The sequence below is a fragment of the Pseudomonas mohnii genome, assembly GCF_900105115.1.
Lineage (GTDB): Bacteria > Pseudomonadota > Gammaproteobacteria > Pseudomonadales > Pseudomonadaceae > Aquipseudomonas > Aquipseudomonas mohnii.
In genome coordinates this window covers 351422-367447 of sequence record NZ_FNRV01000001.1, presented here as the reverse complement: position 1 = coordinate 367447, position 16026 = coordinate 351422, and the positions used below count along the sequence as shown (strand labels likewise).

19 protein-coding genes are annotated in these 16026 nt (G+C 58.3%); 9 read left to right on the top strand and 10 right to left on the bottom strand.

Annotated features, from left to right (window positions below; translation table 11 throughout):
* Positions 1 to 201 precede the first annotated feature (201 nt).
* Positions 202 to 1185 (top strand): acrylyl-CoA reductase (NADPH), encoded by a 984-nt coding sequence (gene acuI / locus BLV61_RS01575; RefSeq protein ID WP_047529449.1) that lies wholly within the window; start codon positions 202 to 204, stop codon positions 1183 to 1185.
* A 76-nt stretch (positions 1186 to 1261) separates the two neighbouring features.
* Here the strand turns inward: acuI and ada are convergent, their stop codons facing one another.
* From ada to BLV61_RS01555, 4 genes are all read right to left on the bottom strand, one after another.
* Positions 1262 to 2326: a bifunctional DNA-binding transcriptional regulator/O6-methylguanine-DNA methyltransferase Ada gene (ada, locus tag BLV61_RS01570; RefSeq protein WP_090462055.1), complete on the bottom strand. Its 1065-nt coding sequence runs from the start codon at positions 2324 to 2326 to the stop codon at positions 1262 to 1264.
* Positions 2327 to 2413: 87 nt separating this feature from the next.
* Positions 2414 to 3079 carry a DNA oxidative demethylase AlkB gene (gene alkB / locus BLV61_RS01565; protein WP_090462052.1) on the bottom strand — a complete coding sequence of 222 codons (666 nt, stop codon included), beginning with the start codon at positions 3077 to 3079 and terminating at the stop codon, positions 2414 to 2416.
* A gap of 130 nt (positions 3080 to 3209) precedes the next feature.
* Positions 3210 to 3380, bottom strand: a complete 171-nt coding sequence (locus BLV61_RS31235) for a hypothetical protein (RefSeq protein ID WP_090469670.1) — start codon at positions 3378 to 3380, stop codon at positions 3210 to 3212.
* A gap of 35 nt (positions 3381 to 3415) precedes the next feature.
* Positions 3416 to 3718, bottom strand: a complete 303-nt coding sequence (locus BLV61_RS01555; protein ID WP_047529442.1) for a DUF1883 domain-containing protein — start codon at positions 3716 to 3718, stop codon at positions 3416 to 3418.
* Positions 3719 to 3930: 212 nt separating this feature from the next.
* Between BLV61_RS01555 and BLV61_RS01550 the strand changes: the two genes are divergently transcribed.
* Both BLV61_RS01550 and BLV61_RS01545 read left to right on the top strand, forming a co-directional pair.
* Positions 3931 to 4287 (top strand): hypothetical protein, encoded by a 357-nt coding sequence (locus BLV61_RS01550; RefSeq protein WP_047529440.1) that lies wholly within the window; start codon positions 3931 to 3933, stop codon positions 4285 to 4287.
* 72 nt (positions 4288 to 4359) lie between these two features.
* Positions 4360 to 4590 carry a hypothetical protein gene (locus tag BLV61_RS01545; RefSeq protein WP_047529438.1) on the top strand — a complete coding sequence of 77 codons (231 nt, stop codon included), beginning with the start codon at positions 4360 to 4362 and terminating at the stop codon, positions 4588 to 4590.
* 12 nt (positions 4591 to 4602) lie between these two features.
* Here BLV61_RS01545 and BLV61_RS01540 read toward each other — a convergent pair whose 3' ends face one another.
* The gene (locus BLV61_RS01540) at positions 4603 to 4884 is read right to left on the bottom strand and encodes a hypothetical protein (protein ID WP_047529436.1); all 282 of its coding nucleotides are present in this window, start codon (positions 4882 to 4884) and stop codon (positions 4603 to 4605) included.
* A gap of 129 nt (positions 4885 to 5013) precedes the next feature.
* Entirely contained in the window at positions 5014 to 5202 is a 189-nt protein-coding gene (locus BLV61_RS01535) for a hypothetical protein (RefSeq protein ID WP_090462050.1), read from the bottom strand.
* Between the two features lie 293 nt (positions 5203 to 5495).
* On the opposite strand from BLV61_RS01535, the gene galU reads away from it, so the two are divergent.
* Together galU and gorA are read left to right on the top strand one after the other, a co-directional pair.
* The gene (gene galU / locus BLV61_RS01530; protein ID WP_047529432.1) at positions 5496 to 6335 is read left to right on the top strand and encodes a UTP--glucose-1-phosphate uridylyltransferase GalU; all 840 of its coding nucleotides are present in this window, start codon (positions 5496 to 5498) and stop codon (positions 6333 to 6335) included.
* 131 nt (positions 6336 to 6466) lie between these two features.
* Positions 6467 to 7825, top strand: coding sequence for a glutathione-disulfide reductase (gene gorA, locus BLV61_RS01525; RefSeq protein ID WP_090462048.1), 1359 nt, complete (start codon positions 6467 to 6469; stop codon positions 7823 to 7825).
* On the opposite strand, the gene BLV61_RS01520 is transcribed toward gorA, so the two are convergent.
* Positions 7822 to 8835: a DNA-binding protein gene (locus BLV61_RS01520; RefSeq protein WP_090462046.1), complete on the bottom strand. Its 1014-nt coding sequence runs from the start codon at positions 8833 to 8835 to the stop codon at positions 7822 to 7824. The two genes, gorA and BLV61_RS01520, sit on opposite strands and share 4 nt — an antisense overlap.
* A 178-nt stretch (positions 8836 to 9013) precedes the next feature.
* On the opposite strand from BLV61_RS01520, the gene BLV61_RS01515 reads away from it, so the two are divergent.
* The 3 genes from BLV61_RS01515 to ahpF all read left to right on the top strand — a co-directional run bounded on the left by BLV61_RS01515 (position 9014) and on the right by ahpF (position 12340).
* The gene (locus BLV61_RS01515) at positions 9014 to 9952 is read left to right on the top strand and encodes a site-specific integrase (RefSeq protein ID WP_090462044.1); all 939 of its coding nucleotides are present in this window, start codon (positions 9014 to 9016) and stop codon (positions 9950 to 9952) included.
* A gap of 137 nt (positions 9953 to 10089) precedes the next feature.
* Complete coding sequence (ahpC, locus tag BLV61_RS01510; protein ID WP_047529425.1) at positions 10090 to 10653, top strand: alkyl hydroperoxide reductase subunit C; 564 nt, start codon at positions 10090 to 10092, stop codon at positions 10651 to 10653.
* Positions 10654 to 10777: 124 nt separating this feature from the next.
* Positions 10778 to 12340 carry an alkyl hydroperoxide reductase subunit F gene (gene ahpF, locus BLV61_RS01505; RefSeq protein ID WP_090462042.1) on the top strand — a complete coding sequence of 521 codons (1563 nt, stop codon included), beginning with the start codon at positions 10778 to 10780 and terminating at the stop codon, positions 12338 to 12340.
* Positions 12341 to 12481: 141 nt separating this feature from the next.
* On the opposite strand, the gene gloA is transcribed toward ahpF, so the two are convergent.
* On the bottom strand, positions 12482 to 13003 hold the full coding sequence (gene gloA, locus BLV61_RS01500) for a lactoylglutathione lyase (protein ID WP_047529420.1): 522 nt from the start codon (positions 13001 to 13003) through the stop codon (positions 12482 to 12484).
* Positions 13004 to 13148: 145 nt separating this feature from the next.
* Here gloA and BLV61_RS01495 point away from each other — a divergent pair, with 145 nt between their 5' ends.
* On the top strand, positions 13149 to 13673 hold the full coding sequence (locus tag BLV61_RS01495; RefSeq protein WP_047529418.1) for a DUF4946 domain-containing protein: 525 nt from the start codon (positions 13149 to 13151) through the stop codon (positions 13671 to 13673).
* 176 nt (positions 13674 to 13849) lie between these two features.
* Here BLV61_RS01495 and BLV61_RS01490 read toward each other — a convergent pair whose 3' ends face one another.
* On the bottom strand, positions 13850 to 14215 hold the full coding sequence (locus BLV61_RS01490; RefSeq protein ID WP_047529417.1) for a histone-like nucleoid-structuring protein, MvaT/MvaU family: 366 nt from the start codon (positions 14213 to 14215) through the stop codon (positions 13850 to 13852).
* A 233-nt stretch (positions 14216 to 14448) separates the two neighbouring features.
* Positions 14449 to 15981 (bottom strand): EAL domain-containing protein, encoded by a 1533-nt coding sequence (locus BLV61_RS01485; RefSeq protein WP_090462039.1) that lies wholly within the window; start codon positions 15979 to 15981, stop codon positions 14449 to 14451.
* Positions 15982 to 16026: the final 45 nt, after the last annotated feature.

Genomic DNA, 16026 nt, shown 5'->3' with positions numbered 1-16026 from the left:
CCAGCGGCGCCAAGTGAGCGATGGGCCCGGCAGCGGTTCGCGGCGGGCGGGGCCAGCCGACCTGACCACCGGAAAAAGCATCGCCGCAGGTCATGGAAAGGCCCCGAGGTTTTATCGATTGGCTTAAAGTCGAATGCGGCATTTTTTTGCGATGTGGTATTTAATTCAAGCCACAACAAATAATCACACCAGGAGACAGTCATGTTCCAAGGTATTTTGATCGAGAAAGACGACAGCGGTTACCGGGCCACACTGCAGCAGATCCATGACGACCAATTGCCCGAGGGCGATGTGACTGTACGTGTCGCCTACAGCACGCTGAATTTCAAGGACGGCCTGGCGATCACCGGTAGTAGCCCGGTGGTGCGAAAATTCCCGATGGTGCCAGGGATCGATCTGGCGGGCACTGTCGAAGTCAGCGGGCATCCGGACTACAAGGTGGGTGACAACGTCCTGCTCAATGGCTGGGGGGTTGGTGAGGGGCATTGGGGCGGCCTGGCGCAGAAGGCACGCCTGAATGGCGACTGGCTGATTCCGCTGCCCAAGGCGTTTACCGCCGCCCAGGCGATGGCCATCGGCACGGCGGGCTACACGGCCATGCTGTGCATCCTCGCGCTGGAGCATAACGGCGTGACGCCCGAGCAAGGCGAAATCCTGGTGACGGGCGCTAATGGCGGCGTAGGCAGTTTCGCTATCGCGCTATTGAGCAAACTGGGTTATCGCGTGGTGGCGTCCACCGGCCGTACTTCGGAACACGACTACCTCAAGCAACTGGGGGCCAGCGAAATCATCGACCGCGCCACGCTGTCCGAGCCGGGCAAGCCCCTGGCGAAGGAGCGCTGGGCCGCGGTCATCGATTCGGTCGGCAGTCACACCCTGGCCAATGCCTGCGCGAGCACCAAGGCCAACGGTACGGTCGCTGCCTGCGGTCTGGCCCAGGGCATGGACTTCCCGGCCTCTGTCGCGCCGTTCATCTTGCGTGGCGTGACCCTGGCGGGCATCAACAGCGTGACGCAACCCAAAGCCAAGCGGGTCGAGGCGTGGAATCGTCTGGCCCGGGATCTGGACTTTGACCTGTTGCCACTGATCAGCCACGAAATCGGGTTGAGCGAAGCGATTGAAGCGGCGCCACGCTTGCTCGCCGGCCAACTGCGGGGCAGGGTTGTCGTCGACGTCAATCGCTGACAAACCAGCCGTGCAGCCTGCGGCAGATCCCGTATGGGAGCGCGTTGCCCTGCAGGATCTACCGCCGTGTTTGCCGTTACTGCGCTTCCCGTTCCAGCAACTGCCGCTTGCGTTCCACGCCCCAGCGATACCCCGACAGATTGCCATCGCTGCGCACCACGCGGTGGCAGGGAATCGCTACCGCCAGGCTGTTCGCGCCACAGGCTTGAGCCACCGCGCGAACGGCTTTTGGCGCGCCGATTTGCCGGGCGATATCGGCGTAGCTGGCCGTGCTGCCGACGGGAATGTCCCGCAGGGCTTGCCAGACCCGCTCCTGAAACGCCGTGCCACGCACGTCCAGAGGCAAGTCCAGGCCCAGCGCCGGGGCCTCGATGAAACCCACAACCCTGGCGATCAATTGCTCGAAGTCTTGATCGGCACCGATCAGATTGGCGCGCCGGAACTTGTCCTGCAGATCGCGCACCAGCTGCTGCGGATCGTCCCCCAGCAGAATGGCGCAAACCCCGCGTTCACTCTGCGCCACCAGAATCGCGCCCAGGGAACATTGGCCGACGGCAAACCAAATGTCGTTGTTCTGGCCGGCCGCGCGATAATCCGCAGGTTTCATGCCCAGAACTTGATCCGCCGTTTCATAAAAACGGCTGTTGGAGTTGAAGCCGGCGTCGTACAGCGCGTCGGTTACCGAACCGCCATCCGTCAAACACTCCCGAACCCTGCGGGAACGATGGGCAGCGGCGTAACCCCTGGGCGTCAGGCCGGTGACAGCCTTGAACACACGATGAAAGTGAAAACTGCTCAGTCCCGCTGTTTCGGCCAGTTCGTTCAAGGCCGGGAGCGTTTCCGCGCTTTCGATCTGCCGGCAAGCAGCGGCCACGGTGGCGGCATGCTGCGCGGCCACGGCGCTTTGATCCTTCGCCACGCGTTTGCTCGGACGATAACCTGCTGCTTGTGCCTGTTCGGCCGTGTCGAAGAACTCGACATTCTGCGGTTTCGGCAAGCGCGCCAGGCTACTGGGATTGCAGTAGATGCCGGTGGTTTTCACGGCATAGACAAATTGCCCATCGGCGTGCGGGTCGCGAGCGACGACGGCGGCCCAGCGGGGGTCGTGTTCAGCGGTGTTTTTTGTCGTATGGCTTGTCATGGCGGGAAGTCCGTTGGCCTGTTTACGGCAGATTAACCACGTCGGCGTGCCGTCACACTCCGGTGCTTGCGGTCAAATTCGACAGGTTCATCCCGCCGTGCGGAAGGTGAAGTTGATCCTCTGTTCACCCAGCAGTGAATGCTGGCCTTCCTTGATGGGCAGGACACCGTGATAGCGCAAGCGATCGACGCCGCCCCAGACCACGATGTCGCCGTGCAGCAGCGGGACACGCTGGCTTTTATCGCCGCGTTCAAAACCACCGAACAGGAACATCGCCGGCAAGCCGAGCGATACCGAGACGATCGGCGCGGCGTAGGTGCATTCGTTTTTGTCCTGATGCAAAGACATTTTCGCCCCCGGGAGGTATCGGTTGATCAGGCAGGAGTCGGGGAGAAACTCGCTGAAACCAGCCTCTTGCGCGGCGGCCTGGGCCAACTGCAAGAAAATCTCCGGCATGTCCGGCCACGGCTGGCCTGTCTGCGGATCGTGGTGCGTGTAGCGATAACCGCTGCGGTCAGTGGTCCAGCCCAAGGCGCCACAACTGCTCAGGGCGACCGACATGGTAAACCCGCCCGGCGTGATCATCTGCCGAAACGGTGCCGCAGCCAGCACAGCCTCGAGTGCCGGCAGCAAACGTTCCAGCCAGGGCAGGGCAAAGCCTCTCAATACGTATGACTGTTCGCCGATCTGCTCGCGCCGGGGTTGCTGCACGGGTTCCGCGTCGGCGAACAGATCAAGGGTGGTCGGGTTCATGGTGATCCATGATGCATTGTGGAAATAATGCCTGGGGTATGCCGTTTTCTTTCGCTGGGCAGGCGAGGGATGCCATGACGCGAATGATCAACGCCGGGAGCAGACATCCATGTTGCCGCTCCACAGGGTGTTACAGCGCTTTGCTGACGCTGATCTCGCTGATGACGTCTTCGCTCTGGCCGTGAATGGCTTCCAGCGCGGCTTTGGCTTCTTCTGCCGTGCCGTTTTCAAGCTGGGCGAACTCGAAGCGACGTTCGCCGTTAAGCTTGTATTTGATGACGTATTTGGTCGTTTGGGCCACGGTCATACCTGTCTGTGTGCGGACTGGGGCGTCACTCAGCTCAATTTCGAGCTGGTGCGGCGGATGATTTTGATTGAATGAGTCAGGGTCGGTTTACGGGTCACGCTGATCGCCCGGCGGTTGACCGTGTCGATGGTGATGTTCCAGAAACCGGTGCTCGGCGCGGTGATGCGGGCCGGAAAGGTGTCGAACGCGCCACCGTGGTAGGTATGACGGCCGCCATTCTTGAAGCTGCGGAAGTTGGCGTCGTTCATCAAGCGGATGTTGCACATTTGGGAGCATTGGATGACGACGATGTCGTCTTCGTTGAGGTGCTCGCGCTGGTGTATAAATTTCATGGGCGCCTCCAGAAGGGCTTTTTCTACAAAATCAAAACGATAGCAATGGGCGATTGGCGCAGTTTATCAGCCCGCAGGCGTTATTATCGGGTCGTTGAGGTCCGATTTGGCAATAAAAAACCGATATCGGGCAATCCTTGGGCATTAAATGCAGTGTGCCTTGGAGAAAAACAGCGTCTTTGCTGTCGGAGGGTCTTTATTGGAGGTTTTATATGAAGTGGGGTGCGTGGGTCCTGCCGTTGTTTCTGGCAATCAGTGGGTGTGCAAGTGTCGCGGAGATCAGCGAGACCCTGCCCACCATGAACGTGATTTCAGGCAAGAAGCCCCATGAGTACGCGCAATGCCTGAGCGAAAAGCTCGCCAGCAGCCGTGGTGCCTTGCAGATAGAAACGCATAAAGAGGACGTTCGAGTCATCGTGCCGCAGAAGTTCTCGTCCGGGCCGGCGGCCGTGTTCGATATCGAACATCGCTCCGGCGGCAGCAGTATCAAGCTGCATGAGCGTATTTCCAACGTGCCCCTGCGCCCACGGGATGTGCGCGACGCTGCCACCGAGTGCATTTCCGGCTGATACAATACCAACGGTCAGCACCGATGCCGTCAAAGCAAGACTTTGGCGGCATTGTCATTTCTGGAGTCGAGCATGAAGCGAGAGCAAGTACGGGAGCGCCATTCAAAGGGGCAGGTCTCTGGCACCCACGTGATTCAGAACCCGGCAGATCCGGGCGAATGGATCGTTTTTTTCAAGAAAAGCGGAGGGCGCAGTTTTTTTCTGGTGGACGACAACGATGAAGTGGAATCCTTCAGCCGCCTCGACGACCTGATCGAAACGGTACGGGGCCTGGGTATCAAGTTCGCCGAAATCCATATGTAAAGGCCGCACGCCTTACTTGCAGACCACCACCACGCTGCGATTCTTGTAGTTGCCGACGTCGACGCCCAGGGTTTTGTCGCTTTCCTTGGTGGCAGGCGTGCCATCGGTGCCCACAATCCGGTAACCGGTGCCGGCGCAGGAGGCGTCGGCCTTTTCGTAGCAGGTGGCCCAGGAGTTGGCTTCCCCGGAACAATCGATGGCCAGACCCTGTTCGCCGTTATTCAAGTACGTGGTTTGGGATGTCGCACAGCCACTCAGGGCCAATACCGCGATCAGTGGCAAGAATTTAGTCATGTCGTTGTCGTCGTCAAAGAGGTGGGCAAAAGCTGTGACAGCGCCGGCAGCAAAAGGTTATAGCGATAGGCCACTTGTTGCCGGTTTTCATGAAAAAGCCCTGCGCAATGGCAGGGCCTTGGGTGCCGATCAGTTCTTGTCCTTGCCGCGTCGCTTGGGATCCGGGTGCTCCAGCTCCAGCACCGACGCCACTTCGATCGCCATGGCTTCGGTCGGAAAGGGCCCGGCAATATTCTCACCGGCAACACTGCCGACCCACCATTGTCCGTCCATTGCCTTGTTGATCAGGAAACCGTTGACGCTCTTTGCTGCCGACATCTATCTGCCTCGTTGGCTGGTTCAATCGCGCCATGATAACGCCAAATGCACGCATCGGGTGCGGATGGGCGTATGGTGGGCCGATTGCCCGTTCAGATGACAAACCGTGCAAGTCTGGCAGTGTCTGCTATCAATAACAGGTTGCTGAGCAATCTGCGGAGCTCCCAGCGGAACTATCCGCTGAAATATTTCTCTATGATGGCATCGGTTAGCCAGTGCGGGGCATTGTAAGGTGCTCGCTGCCTGATTAGACTGCGCCGAAACTCGTACACACAGCCCTTTCAAGGACTTTTATGATCAAGAAATGCTTGTTCCCAGCAGCCGGTTACGGTACTCGCTTCCTGCCAGCGACTAAAGCCATGCCCAAAGAAATGCTGCCGGTGGTAAACAAGCCACTGATCCAGTACGGCGTCGAAGAAGCTCTGGATGCCGGTTTGACCGAGATTTCCATCGTTACCGGTCGTGGCAAGCGCGCTCTGGAAGACCACTTCGACATCAGCTACGAGTTGGAAAACCAGATCAAGGGCACCGACAAGGAAAAATACCTGGTCGGCATCCGCCGCCTGTTGGATGAGTGCTCGTTCTCCTACACGCGCCAGACGGAAATGAAAGGTCTGGGCCATGCCATCCTGACCGGTCGTCCGCTGATCGGCGACGAACCGTTCGCCGTGGTGCTGGCGGATGACTTGTGCGTCAACCTGGAAGGTGACGGCGTACTCAAGCAGATGGTCAAGCTGTACAAGCAGTATCGCTGCACCATCGTCGCGATCATGGAAGTCGACCCGCAAGAAACCAGCAAATACGGCGTGATTGCAGGCGACCTGATTGGTGACGATCTGTACCGCGTGCGTAATATGGTCGAGAAGCCAAAACCGGAAGATGCCCCGTCGAACCTGGCGATCATCGGTCGTTACATCATGACGCCGGACATCTTCAGCCTGATCGAACAAACCGATCCGGGCAAAGGTGGCGAGATCCAGATCACTGACGCCCTGATGAAGCAGGCGCAGGACGGTTGCGTGATTGCCTACAAGTTCAAGGGCAAGCGCTTCGACTGCGGTGGCGCTGAAGGCTACATTGACGCGACCAACTTCTGCTTCGAGAACTTCTACAAGACTGGCAAGGCTTACTGATAACGCCTGAGCTGCTTGTACTGAAAAAGCCACCTACGGGTGGCTTTTTCATTTTCTGGCCCTATATCGAGAGCAGTGCTTGCCCAACCCATGGCGGCAGGTATGCTGATGGCCTGCCGAGGAGATAGAAAATGGCCTACGATTTTGATCTTTATGTGATTGGCGCCGGCTCTGGCGGTGTGCGGGCTGCCCGATTTGCAGCCGGTTTCGGCGCGAAAGTGGCCGTGGCCGAGAGTCGCTACCTGGGTGGTACTTGTGTCAACGTCGGCTGCGTGCCGAAAAAACTGCTGGTCTACGGCGCGCACTTCGCCGAAGACTTCGAACAGGCTTCGGGTTTTGGCTGGAGCCTGGATGAAGCGCAGTTCGATTGGGCGACGCTGATCGCCAACAAGGACCGCGAGATCAATCGCCTGAACGGCATATACCACAACCTGCTGGTCAACAGTGGCGTGACCCTGCACGAAGGTCACGCCAGGATCGTCGACCCGCACACAGTCGAGATCAATGGCGAGCGCCACAGCGCCAAGCACATCCTGATCGCCACCGGCGGCTGGCCGCAGATTCCGGAGGTTCCGGGGCATGAGCACGCAATCAGCTCCAACCAGGCGTTTTTCCTCAACGAGCTGCCCAAACGTGTGCTGGTGGTTGGCGGTGGCTACATCGCCGTCGAGTTCGCGGGGATCTTCCACGGTCTGGGCGCGAAAACCACGTTGCTGTATCGCGGCGAACTGTTCCTGCGCGGTTTCGACGGTTCGGTGCGCAAGCATTTGCAGGAGGAGCTGACCAAGCGCGGCATGGATCTGCAATTCAATGCCGACATCGAGCGCATCGAAAAACAGGCCGACGGCAGCCTGAAGGTGACGCTCAAGGACGGCCGGCACCTGGAGGCTGACTGTGTGTTCTACGCCACCGGCCGGCGTCCGATGCTGGATAACCTGGGGCTGGAAAACACCGGGGTGAAACTCGACAAGAAAGGTTTCGTGGAGGTGGATGAGCAGTACCAGACCGCTGAACCGTCGATTCTGGCGCTCGGTGATGTGATCGGTCGCGTCCAGCTGACACCCGTGGCACTGGCCGAGGGCATGGCGGTGGCCCGTCGCCTGTTCAAGCCTGAGCAGTACCGTCCGGTGGATTACAAAATGATCCCGACGGCGGTGTTCAGCTTGCCGAACATTGGCACCGTCGGTTTGACCGAAGAAGAAGCGCGCGACGCGGGGCACGATGTGGTGATCTTCGAAAGCCGTTTCCGGCCGATGAAGCTGACCCTGACCGAATGCCAGGAGCGCACGCTGATGAAACTGGTGGTGGATGCCAAGACCGACAAGGTGCTGGGCTGCCACATGGTCGGTCCGGAGGCGGGTGAGATCGTCCAGGGCCTGGCGATTGCCTTGAAGGCTGGCGCCACCAAGCAACACTTCGACGAGACCATCGGCGTGCACCCGACGGCCGCCGAAGAGTTCGTCACCATGCGCACGCCGGTTGCCGGCTAATCGTCCTGGGCGGTGTCTGGCGCTGTCGCAACGGCAGCCGCCAGACGCTCGCTTTCTTCCAGTTCTGCCTGTGCCTTGATCAATTCGATTTCCAGCGACTTGTTGATCTGCAGCTGTTCATCGACGTTCTGTTTCAGCGACTGACTTTCCAGCAGGGCGACGCGCAAGCGTTCCTGGAGGAGGGTGCGTTCGCCGTCAACGCGATTGGCTTGTTCCAGTAACTGATCCTGGCGACTGTTGCTCTGCTTGAGCTGCTCTTGCAGCGAACTCAGCTCGCGCAGGGTTCCCCGGTTTTCGGTCAGCAGGCGCTCGTTGTCGCGGTGCAACTGGGTGATTTCATCCTGGCGCACCATGGCGCTCTGCTGAGCCTGGCGCAATTCCATCTGCAACTGCTGCACCTGGCTTTCATGGCGGCTGTGCTCCTGCTCGCGCTGCTCTTTAACGGCGTTGCGGTAATGCTCCAGCGCGTCGCGGGCATGCAGGTGTTTCTCTTCCAGCGAGCGGATCTGCTCGTCCTTGTCTTGCAAGCGCAATTCGAAATCCGCCAGTGCCTGGTTCAGTCCGGCATTGCGGGTTTGTTCGGACTGCAGCATGGAGCGGGTGCTGTGCAGGGCCTCGGATTCCTGGGCCAGTGCCAGGCTTTGGAGTTCGTAGTGCTGCTGCAATTGCGTATTGGCCTGCTCGGCCTCGTGCAGCCGGGTTTCCAGGTCCTTGCGTTGCTGTTCGAACTGCTCGCGGGCCTGGTCGATGGGTTCTTGTGCCTGTTCCTTCAGGCGTTGCGCCAGTCGTGACACCAGGGCCAGCAACTCATCGTCGATAGGCTCCGGCGCTTCCGTGTCATCAGGTTGAGTGCCTTCCCCCAGTTCTTTCAGATAGCGATGGATCGTGGTCTTGGAGCCCGTATTGCCCATCTCGATCCGTACTGCATCGATGCTCGGGTTTTCGCCACGGGCGAGGATCGCCAGACGCGCGGCTTGAACCACTGCTTTGTTAACGCCGCCACGGGCCATGATTACTCCTACGATTTTGATGTGTGGTACGTAATGCCGTATTACGCATTGTACCATCGAATATTAAAAGATAAATACAGGCGACGAATGACACGGGATATACTGGTATTACCCCGTGTGATCATCGAAAAACCGGTTTTTCACCCGTAAAAGCAGTACGCATTCGAGAGTTGGCCCCATGAGTGAACTGGATCGTTACCTGCAAGCGGCGACGCGCGACAACACTCGCCGTAGCTATCGCGCCGCCATTGAACACTTCGAAGTCAGTTGGGGCGGGTTCCTGCCGGCAACGGGCGACAGCGTGGCGCGCTATCTGGTGGCGCATGCCGGCGTGTTGTCGATCAATACCCTCAAGTTGCGGTTGTCGGCGCTGGCCCAGTGGCACAACAGTCAGGGGTTCGCCGACCCGACCAAGGCGCCTGTGGTGCGCAAGGTGTTCAAGGGGATTCGTGCGCTGCATCCGGCCCAGGAGAAACAGGCCGAGCCCCTGCAACTGCAGCACCTTGAGCAAGTCATCGGCTGGCTGGAGCAAGAAGCGATAGCGGCCAGGGCTGAGGGTGATCGTCCGGGGTTGCTCCGCGCCCGGCGCGACACCGCGTTGATTTTGCTCGGCTTCTGGCGTGGCTTCCGTAGCGATGAGTTGTGTCGCCTGCAGGTCGAGCACGTACAGGCCAGTGCCGGTTCGGGCATCAGCCTGTACCTGCCGCGCAGCAAGAGTGACCGCGAGAACCTTGGCAAGACGTACCAGACACCCGCGCTGCAGCGTTTATGTCCGGTGCAGGCCTACATCGACTGGATCGGTGAAGCGGCATTGGTCCGTGGTCCGGTGTTTCGCGGCATCGATCGCTGGGGGCATTTGAGCGAGGAGGGCCTGCACCCAAACAGTGTCATTCCTCTGCTGCGCCAGGCATTGGGGCGTGCGAGCATTGCGGCCGAGCACTACACCAGTCACTCGTTGCGCCGCGGCTTTGCCTCGTGGGCGCATCAGAGTGGTTGGGACTTGAAGTCGTTGATGAGCTATGTGGGTTGGAAGGACATGAAGTCTGCCATGCGCTACATCGAAGCCAGTCCGTTCCTGGGCATGGCCCGCCTCGCGGAAAAGTCGTTGGGCCCGTAAATACGCTTTTCTTCTATTAATAAGGTTGGCTAATAGCCAAAGCCAATCAGCGGCATGAGGTTTGCCAATGAGCCAACCGTCCGTCGAGTGGGTAAAGTTCTCCCCATCAACTTCTTAACCCCGATGGAGAGTCAACGATGCCTATCATCAACAGCCAAGTTAAACCGTTCCAAGCGACCGCCTACAAAAACGGCGACTTCGTACAAGTCTCGGACGCTGACCTGAAAGGCAAGTGGTCTGTCGTTTTCTTCTACCCGGCTGACTTCACTTTCGTTTGCCCAACCGAGCTGGAAGACCTGGCTGACAACTACGATGCCTTCCAGAAGCTGGGCGTCGAGATCTACAGCGTTTCCACCGACACTCATTTCGCCCACGCTGCCTGGCACAACACTTCGCCAGCGATCGGCAAAATCCAGTACACCATGATCGGCGACCCGACCCACGCCATCTCCCGCAACTTTGACGTGCTGATTGAGGAAGTGGGTCTGGCTGACCGTGGCACCTTCGTGATCAACCCTGAAGGCCAGATCAAAATCGTCGAACTGAACGACGGCGGTGTAGGCCGCGACGCTTCCGAACTGCTGCGCAAAATCAAGGCTGCCCAGTACGTCGCTGCTCACCCAGGCGAGGTTTGCCCTGCCAAGTGGAAAGAAGGCGAGGCCACTCTGGCGCCGTCCCTGGACCTGGTCGGCAAGATCTAAGTCTGTGAGCGCCGTATCAGGGCGGAACGCCGCACCTGACCAGTAAGCAGCACCGCCCAATAAAAACGCCCGGGCGAGATTCGCTCGGGCTTTTTTTTTTAAGAATCAAAAGGAAATCGCCCGTATGTTGGACGCCAATCTTAAAGCCCAGTTGAAATCGTACCTGGAACGGGTCACCCAGCCGATCGAGATCGTTGCATCCCTCGACGACGGTGCGAAATCCCGGGAAATGCTCGAATTGCTGAAAGACGTTGCCAGTCTTTCCACCCAAATTACCTTACTCGACAACGGTGACGATGCACGCAAGCCATCGTTCTCAATCAATCGCCCGGGGGCTGATATCAGCCTGCGTTTCGCCGGTATCCCGATGGGCCACGAATTCACTTCGCTGGTGCTGGCCTTGCTTCAAGTCGGCGGCCACCCTTCGAAGGCCAGTGTCGAAGTGATCGAACAGATCCGCTCGCTCAAGGGTGAGTTCAACTTCGAGACTTACTTCTCGCTGTCCTGCCAAAACTGCCCGGACGTGGTCCAGGCGCTGAACCTGATGGCGGTGCTGAACCCGAACATCCGTCATGTCGCCATCGACGGCGCGCTGTTCCAGGCTGAAGTCGATGAGCGCCAGATCATGGCGGTGCCCAGCATCTACCTCAACGGTGTGAACTTCGGCCAGGGCCGCATGGGCCTGGAAGAAATCCTCGCCAAGATCGACACCAGCGGCATCGAGCGGCAAGCCGAGAAGATCAGCGCCAAGGAAGCCTTTGACGTGCTGGTGGTCGGCGGCGGCCCGGCCGGTGCTTCGGCGGCGATCTACGCAGCCCGCAAAGGCATTCGTACCGGTGTGGCGGCGGAGCGTTTTGGTGGGCAGGTGCTGGACACCATGGCCATCGAAAACTTCATCTCGGTGCAGGAGACCGAAGGACCGAAACTGGCGGTAGCGCTGGAAGAGCACGTCAAGCAGTACGACGTGGACATCATGAACCTGCAGCGCGCCGACAAGTTGCTACCCGGCAAGAACGGTGAGCTGCACGAAGTGCACTTCGCCAGCGGTGCGAAGCTCAAAGCCAAAACCGTGATCCTGGCGACCGGTGCTCGCTGGCGCGAAATGAACGTGCCGGGTGAGCAGCAATATCGCAACAAAGGCGTAGCGTACTGCCCGCACTGCGACGGCCCGCTGTTCAAGGGCAAGCGCGTGGCGGTGATTGGCGGCGGTAACTCCGGTGTCGAAGCGGCTATCGACCTGGCGGGGATCGTCTCCCACGTGACGCTGCTGGAGTTCGACGTGCAGCTGCGCGCCGATGCGGTCTTGCAGCGCAAGCTGAACAGCCTGCCCAACGTGACCGTGATCACCCATGCGCAAACCACTGAAGTCACCGGCGACGGGCAGAAAGTCAATGGCCTGCGCTACAAGGATCGTAAGACCGATGAGCTGCGGACCGTGGAGCTGGAGGGGATCTTCGTGCAGATCGGTCTGCTGCCTAACACCGATTGGCTCAAGGGCACCATCGAGTTGTCGCCGCGTGGCGAGATCATCGTCGATGCCCGTGGCGAGACCTCGGTACCGGGCATATTTGCCGCTGGCGACGTGACCACCGTGCCGTACAAGCAGATCGTGATTGCCGTGGGCGAGGGCGCCAAGGCATCCCTGAGTGCATTTGATCACTTGATTCGCACGTCGGCCCCGGCGTAAACCCTGGCGCTGAAAACACAAAACCCCATGAGCGATCATGGGGTTTTTTGTGTCCGCGATCATTGTGGGAGCCGGCTTGCCGGCGATGGCGATTTCAAGGACGCCAACGCTGGACCAGCTCCCACAAGATGGGGTTTTGCATCACAGCGGCGCTGGCTGAATGATCTCGACCCAATAGGCATCCGGGTCCTTGATGAAAGCCAGGCTTTTCATGCGACCGTCATTCAGGCGCTTCTGGAAATCGCAGCCCAGCGCCTCGAAGCGCTCGCACGCGGCGACGATGTCTGGCACCGAAATGCAGATGTGGCCAAAGCCGCGTGGGTCGGTGTTGCCATTGTGATAGGCGAAGTCCGGGTCGTTCTCGGTGCCGTGGTTGTGGGTCAGTTCGAGAATGCCGGGGATCGATTTCATCCACTCGGTGCGTGCTGCGGCGTCGGCCGGGATCTGGCTTTTGTCGACCAGCGCAAGGAAATACAGGCTGAATTCCGCTTCCGGGAAGTCGCGTTTTTCCACCAGTGAGAAACCGAGGATGCGCGTGTAGAAATCCAGGGATTTGGTGATGTCCTTGACGCGCAGCATGGTGTGGTTGAACACGAAGTTCTGGGTTGCGGTATCAGGCTGCGCGGTCACGCCGGGGAAGCTGTTCAGTTCTTGCAGGCTCATGGGCCCTCCAGAAAACAAGTGGGGCTGAAGAATGGCGACAATGATACGCAAGGGCTCTGACATCACCAAACCAAAACCGTCGGCTATTGCCTGACGGCCGGTCGAAGCTCAGACTTCCGGCCACAATTGGCGAGTGTTCATTGCAATGATTCGATTCGGTAAAACGTTGTTCCTCTTGATGGGCGTGCTGTCGACGGTCGCCATGGCTCACGCCGATGCACCGGTCATGCCCTGGCCAACCGGCTGGCAAATTGAAGACGTGCCGCAAGGTGACGGCAAAGCGGGTGTCAGTCGCCAGCGCGCAGTGAAAAACAATCAGGCTGGCGAGCCGGTCATGGTGATGGAACTGACCATGACCCAGGTGGAAACCGGTCATCAGGTCAATCTGGAAGCCGTGCTACTGGAGATGCGCAAGTCCGTGCAAAAAGGCTTTTATCAGAGTGGCTATCAAAGTGCGTGCAGTCGGATTCATGCGACAACCTTGAGCCGATTACCGGCGTTGGAAACGACGTGCACCATCACGCAAAACGGACGTCATGTGCTTTCGCAAACATTGGTCGCTGCGGTGGACGCCGATAAAGCCTACGTTCTTTCCTATGCGGGGCAGGCCGACGCTTATAAAACCAGCCAGGATGAAATAGAGGCGGCACGTAACGGCTTGAAGCTTTAGTTGAAAACTTCAATAAACGCGGTCTTCAGCGCGCCCACAAATGTTTAGATACCCAATGGGATTAAGCATAAAGTTGATCGGTAACTAGAGAGTTGATCGACCCTCGTCGCTGAATTTAGAGGGTATTCATGAAAAAGCCCTGCATTCGCAGGGCTTTGTATGTCGGCAGCGAGTGCTTAGCCACGCAACCAGGAATCAACGGTCGAGGCACCGTATTGTTCCTTCCAGGCTTTCAAGCCGCGGTGGTTGCCACCCTTGGTTTCAATCAGTTCACCGGTGTGCGGGTTCTGATAAACCTTGACCACGCGAGCGCGACGGGTTTTAGGTGCTACGGCCTGTTGCAGACCGGATTTTGCCGGGTTCGGATCGAGAATGGCGATGATGTCGCGCAGGCTCTTGCCGTAGGTTTTCATCAGTCCTTGAAGCTTTTCTTCGAATTCGATTTCTTTCTTGAGCCCGGCATCGTTCTTCAGGGATTCAAGCTGCTTGAGCTGTTCTTGAAGGGCCTTTTCAGCGGCACGAAATTCAGCGAGTCTGGACAATATCTTTACTCCAATAGTGTGTTTGGCTGATACCAACCGCAAACAAAGCTATAAGCCAAGAGCCTTGAAGCGACCCGGTGATAATGGCTCACCCGCCAAATTACGGCAGGCGTGAAAAATTGTAGTAGTTAATTGCTCAAGAGTAAATCATGTCTTTTCTGTCATGTAACAAGAGTTGTTTTTTGATTCAAATGGGTGCACGGCAACGTTACCACATCGCTTAAAACCGCTAGTTAATGATCACTTAATGCACTAATGAACTCGACGCCAGGCATCGGCCTGCCGTACAGATAGCCTTGCAGAAAGTTAACGTTATGAGCGGTCAGGTAATCACTTTGCTGCTGGGTCTCCACACCTTCGGCAACCATTGCCAGGCCGAGTTTGATCGCCAGTTCTATGATGCTGTCCAGAATATGGCTGGAAAGGGTATCGATGCCGATCATGGCGACGAAACTCTGGTCGATCTTCAGGTAGTCCACGTTGAATTGACGCAGATAGCCGAGACTGGAGTGACCGGTGCCGAAGTCGTCGATGGCGATCTTTACGCCGAGATCACGAAGTTGGTCGAACAGTTGATGCGTGATGGCTGTCGGTTCGATCAATTCGCGTTCGGTCAATTCCAGTACCAGGTGCACGGAACCGGGCGCGAAAGCGTCGAGAAACTCGCGGCAATCCTTGACCAGGTCGAGGTCCTGGCAATGGCTGGCGGTGATGTTGATGCCGATATGAAACGGCTCCTTGAACGATGCGGACAGCGGCGCGAGCAACGTGGCGGTCTGTTGCATCAGGGATCGGGTCATTGGCACGATCAGCCCGGAGTGTTCGGCAAACGGAATAAACAGGTCGGGCCGCACCAGGCCTTCTTTCGGGTGGTTCCAGCGCATCAGTACTTCGATGCCGGACAACTTTTTACTGTCGCCATGCACGACCGCCTGGAAATACGGGACGAACTCCGCCGCATCCAGCGCACGTTGCATTTCATGAGTCGGTGATGACGTACGCTTCTGTAGAAAATGCCCGAGCGATCCGGAAATCACGCCGAAAAAGATCAACAAGCTGAACAGGGGGGGATACTGACTGCGCATGTAACGCCAGGTTTCGCCTTTGGGAAATCCGGCCGTTACGCTGAAACCATACCGTGACGAGCCGAGATTGCTTTGTGCGGTTGGCATGGCGGGTGGCGCGTCTTCATGAAACTGGCCATCGGCCGACAACCAATTGGGCCCGACCTGCAGTACCAGCAATGTCTGGCGACCAATCAGGCGCAACACGTTACTCAGGTGATAACCGTCCAGCGTGCTCATCGCGCCCTGTTTGCCTTTGCCGAGGCGATACACCAACAGCGCGGTATCAGGAGTGACAGGGTTGCCCTTCATCAACAGTAACCGGCCTTGGCTGAAGTCCCCGGCAGCGAGCTTCTCGTGATAGTCGCCGAACAAAGAACTGCAATAAATGGCGTCGTCCCAGATCAGGTTGGTCGAGCGCACGAAGGGGCGTCGCGTGACTTGTTCACGCAGGGCCAATTTGACGTCGGTACAACTTTGCCCGGCCATTGGCAATAATTCCCGGGCAGCCTGGGCGGTGTTGTCGAGCATGAGGTCGAACTGGCGAATGGCCTCTTCGGCGGTTTGTTGAGCATTTTGTTCGAGCGCTCGTCCAGCCTGGATATAGAGGATGGCGGTGCCCAATATGACCGGAAGCAATCCGCTCAGCAGAGTGACGGCTATCCTGATGCGGCGTGTGCGGGTTTTGGCTCTCAGTGGCATTCAAGAAACCTTTAGCGATGATAGGGCTCTCAAATGCTGGCAGGG

Bases quoted from the DNA above. Each gene is read 5' to 3' on its own strand.
- ahpC (WP_047529425.1), top strand. From the start codon at position 10,090: ATGCCTATCATCAACAGCCAAGTTAAACCGTTCCAAGCGACCGCCTAC.
- BLV61_RS01555 (WP_047529442.1), bottom strand. From the start codon at position 3,718: ATGAAATTTATACACCAGCGCGAGCACCTCAACGAAGACGACATCGTC.
- BLV61_RS01515 (WP_090462044.1), top strand. From the start codon at position 9,014: ATGAGTGAACTGGATCGTTACCTGCAAGCGGCGACGCGCGACAACACT.
- BLV61_RS01550 (WP_047529440.1), top strand. From the start codon at position 3,931: ATGAAGTGGGGTGCGTGGGTCCTGCCGTTGTTTCTGGCAATCAGTGGG.
- BLV61_RS01520 (WP_090462046.1), bottom strand. From the start codon at position 8,835: ATGGCCCGTGGCGGCGTTAACAAAGCAGTGGTTCAAGCCGCGCGTCTG.
- BLV61_RS01540 (WP_047529436.1), bottom strand. From the start codon at position 4,884: ATGACTAAATTCTTGCCACTGATCGCGGTATTGGCCCTGAGTGGCTGT.
- BLV61_RS01545 (WP_047529438.1), top strand. From the start codon at position 4,360: ATGAAGCGAGAGCAAGTACGGGAGCGCCATTCAAAGGGGCAGGTCTCT.
- BLV61_RS01535 (WP_090462050.1), bottom strand. From the start codon at position 5,202: ATGTCGGCAGCAAAGAGCGTCAACGGTTTCCTGATCAACAAGGCAATG.
- gloA (WP_047529420.1), bottom strand. From the start codon at position 13,003: ATGAGCCTGCAAGAACTGAACAGCTTCCCCGGCGTGACCGCGCAGCCT.
- BLV61_RS01485 (WP_090462039.1), bottom strand. From the start codon at position 15,981: ATGCCACTGAGAGCCAAAACCCGCACACGCCGCATCAGGATAGCCGTC.
- BLV61_RS01495 (WP_047529418.1), top strand. From the start codon at position 13,149: ATGATTCGATTCGGTAAAACGTTGTTCCTCTTGATGGGCGTGCTGTCG.
- alkB (WP_090462052.1), bottom strand. From the start codon at position 3,079: ATGAACCCGACCACCCTTGATCTGTTCGCCGACGCGGAACCCGTGCAG.
- ada (WP_090462055.1), bottom strand. From the start codon at position 2,326: ATGACAAGCCATACGACAAAAAACACCGCTGAACACGACCCCCGCTGG.
- acuI (WP_047529449.1), top strand. From the start codon at position 202: ATGTTCCAAGGTATTTTGATCGAGAAAGACGACAGCGGTTACCGGGCC.
- galU (WP_047529432.1), top strand. From the start codon at position 5,496: ATGATCAAGAAATGCTTGTTCCCAGCAGCCGGTTACGGTACTCGCTTC.
- ahpF (WP_090462042.1), top strand. From the start codon at position 10,778: ATGTTGGACGCCAATCTTAAAGCCCAGTTGAAATCGTACCTGGAACGG.
- gorA (WP_090462048.1), top strand. From the start codon at position 6,467: ATGGCCTACGATTTTGATCTTTATGTGATTGGCGCCGGCTCTGGCGGT.